Consider the following 2,616-nt stretch of genomic DNA (forward strand, 5'->3'; position numbering starts at 1 on the left):
GTCGCGCCGGGGGAGCCGCTGGCCCCCGGCCAGATCTACGAGTCCAACGGCGCCATGCTCGCCGCGGCGGTGCGGGACGCGGGCGCCACCGCCGAGCAGCTCCGGTTCGTGCCCGACGACGTCGAGCAGTTCCGGAAGGTCCTCGCCGACCGGATCGTGGCAGGGGTGGACCTGGTGCTCACCTCCGGCGGGGTCTCCGCGGGCGCGTACGAGGTGGTCAAGGACGCGTTGACCGGCCACGGGGTGGACTTCGTCCGGGTCGGGATGCAGCCCGGCGGGCCCCAGGGCGCCGGCACGGTCCGCTTCGGCGAGGTCGCGTGCCCCGTCGTCACGCTGCCGGGCAACCCCGTGAGCTCACAGGTCTCCTTCGAGGTCTTCGTCCGCCCGGCGCTCCGGCGCGCCATGGGGCATCCGTACCCCGAACGGCCCATCATCGCCGCCCGGTCGCGAGACGCCCTGTCCTCGCCGAGCGGCAAGCGGCAGTTCCGGCGCGGCACGGTGGACGCGGTGGAGGGCACGGTCGGCGAGGTGGGATCGCCTGCCTCCCACATGCTCGCGGCCCTGGCCAGGGCGGACTGCCTGTTCGTCGTGCCGGAGGAGGCCACCGCCGTCGCCGTGGGCGACGTGCTCGACGTCTGGTTGCTCGACTCCGCTCTTTAGGGGAACCTGGGCGCCCTCGTCACTCGAAGAGTGGTACGCGTCACATGCGGAGGGTGCAACACTCTAGGCCGTCTCGACGTCTTACCAGGTGAGCGTTCGGCCGATCGGTGCAGATCATCGGGTGAGAGACGGAATGATCTGGACGAGCGGTCAAGTGCTGGGGATACTTTGATGCGGAAGGGGTACCCACCCTTCGACGCACAGGACCTACCGCCCGTCGCTGGGGAGCGGACGAGCGGTTCCAAGGCCGGGGTCGCCGTCTCGGGGGATGGCGGCCCCGGCCCTTTGCGTTCCTGACTACTGACCGGCCTGCGGACCCGGGAACCGCAGGTATCGGTAGCGTGACCTCCGCGCCCGACCCGCCCGGCACCCGTCGGGACCCCGGGTCCTCGACCGGGCGCCGACGAGGAGTCGACCCGCGACCATGGCCGCGACCCTTCCTCCCTCCGGCGAGAGCCCCCTCGTCCACGCCGCGAAGCTCGTGCGCGACTCCGTCCCCCCGCTGCACCCGGGTGGCCGCCCGGTGATCGCCGCCGTCGCCGCCGCCGCGGGTGCGGCCCGGCTGCTGACCGGCCGCGGCACCGGCGTCGGGCTGCTGGCCACCGCCGCCACCGCCCTCTTCTTCCGCGCGCCGAAGCGTGTCCCGCCGGCCCGGCCGGGCGCCGTCCTCGCGCCGGCCGACGGCACGGTCGCGCTGATCGAGGAGGTCGTCCCGCCGCCGGAGCTCGACCTGCCGCGCGAGCCGGTCACCCGGGTCAGCGTCTTCCTCTCGGTCCTCGACGTGCACGTCCAGCGCATCCCGATGCACGGCCGCGTCCGCGCGGTGCGGTACGTCCCGGGCGTCTTCCTCTCCGCCGACCTGGACAAGGCGAGCACGGACAACGAGCGCAGCGCCCTCGTGCTGGACACCCAGACCGGGCACGCGCTCGGGATCGTGCAGATCGCGGGCCTGCTCGCCCGTCGGATCGTCTGCGACGTCCGGGCCGGTGACGAGGTCGCCGCGGGGGAGACCTACGGGCTGATCCGGTTCGGGTCGCGCGTGGACACCTACCTGCCGCCCGGCGTCGCCCCCGAGGTCCGCGTGGGGCAGCGGACGATCGGCGGCGAGACCCCGCTGGCGGTGTTGGCGTGAACACCTACCAGGCGGGCATCCGGCTGCTGCCCAACGCCGTCACGGTCCTCGCGCTGTGCCTCGGGCTCTCCGCGGTCAACTTCGCACTGGCCGGACGTTTCGAGCTGTGCATCGCCGCAGCCTTCGGCGCCGCCCTGTGCGACGCGCTCGACGGCGGTCTCGCCCGCCTGCTCGACGCCTCGTCCCGGATCGGCCAGGAGCTGGACTCGCTGGCCGACCTGGTCTCCTTCGGCGTCGCCCCCGCGCTCGTGCTCTACATCTGGGCGCTGGAGGGCACCCGGCTGGGGTGGGTCGTCGCGCTCGTCTTCGCGGTCTGCATGGCGCTGCGGCTCGCCCGCTTCAACACCCTGATCGACGACGAGGACCAGCCCCCGTTCGCCAAGGAGTTCTTCATCGGGGTCCCGGCCCCCGCCGCGGCGCTCACCGCGGGCCTGCCGCTCTACCTGTTCCTGCACTTCGGGCCGGGCTGGTGGTCCTCGCCGGTGGCCGTGGGCATCTGGGCGCTGTTCACGGCGGGCCTGATGGTCAGCCGCATCCCCACACTCTCGCTGAAGACGGCGCGGGTGCGGCCCCGGTGGATCGCGCCGCTGCTGGTGCTGGTCGGCGTGGCCGCGGCGATCCTGCTCACCGCCCCGTTCCTCGGCATGGCGCTGATCGCGGTCGGCTACCTGCTGCTCATCCCGTACACGGTCTACCGGTGGGCCTGGCTGTCCCGGCACCCCGAGGCGTGGGGTGTGCCGGTGCGGGAGCGCCGGGCCGTCGCCAGGGCCGCCTGATCCTCTCCGATCCGGAGGACCTCGACCGCGTGGACGAGGTCCGGGCCT

At 73.5% G+C, this 2,616-nt stretch carries 2 protein-coding genes and 1 pseudogene; all 3 read left to right on the forward strand.

Going from position 1 to position 2,616, the window contains the following annotated elements; genetic code table 11:
• The coding region (locus H5J29_RS28650) for a molybdopterin molybdotransferase MoeA (RefSeq protein WP_246394419.1) at positions 1–660 on the forward strand (660 nt) is incomplete at its 5' end.
• Positions 661–1,084: 424 nt separating this feature from the next.
• Positions 1,085–1,792: a phosphatidylserine decarboxylase gene (locus H5J29_RS28655; RefSeq protein ID WP_181784099.1), complete on the forward strand. Its 708-nt coding sequence runs from the start codon at positions 1,085–1,087 to the stop codon at positions 1,790–1,792.
• Positions 1,789–2,565: pseudogene (pssA, locus tag H5J29_RS28660) on the forward strand (CDP-diacylglycerol--serine O-phosphatidyltransferase); the annotation flags it as partial. The gene H5J29_RS28655 and the pseudogene pssA, both read left to right, overlap by 4 nt.
• Between the last annotated feature and the right edge of the window lie 51 nt (positions 2,566–2,616).

This window comes from Pseudonocardia pini (genome assembly GCF_013870575.1).
Taxonomy (GTDB): domain Bacteria; phylum Actinomycetota; class Actinomycetes; order Mycobacteriales; family Pseudonocardiaceae; genus Pseudonocardia; species Pseudonocardia pini.

Coding starts and splice junctions, on each gene's coding strand:
- H5J29_RS28655 (WP_181784099.1), top strand. CDS start 1,085: ATGGCCGCGACCCTTCCTCCCTCCGGCGAGAGCCCCCTCGTCCACGCC.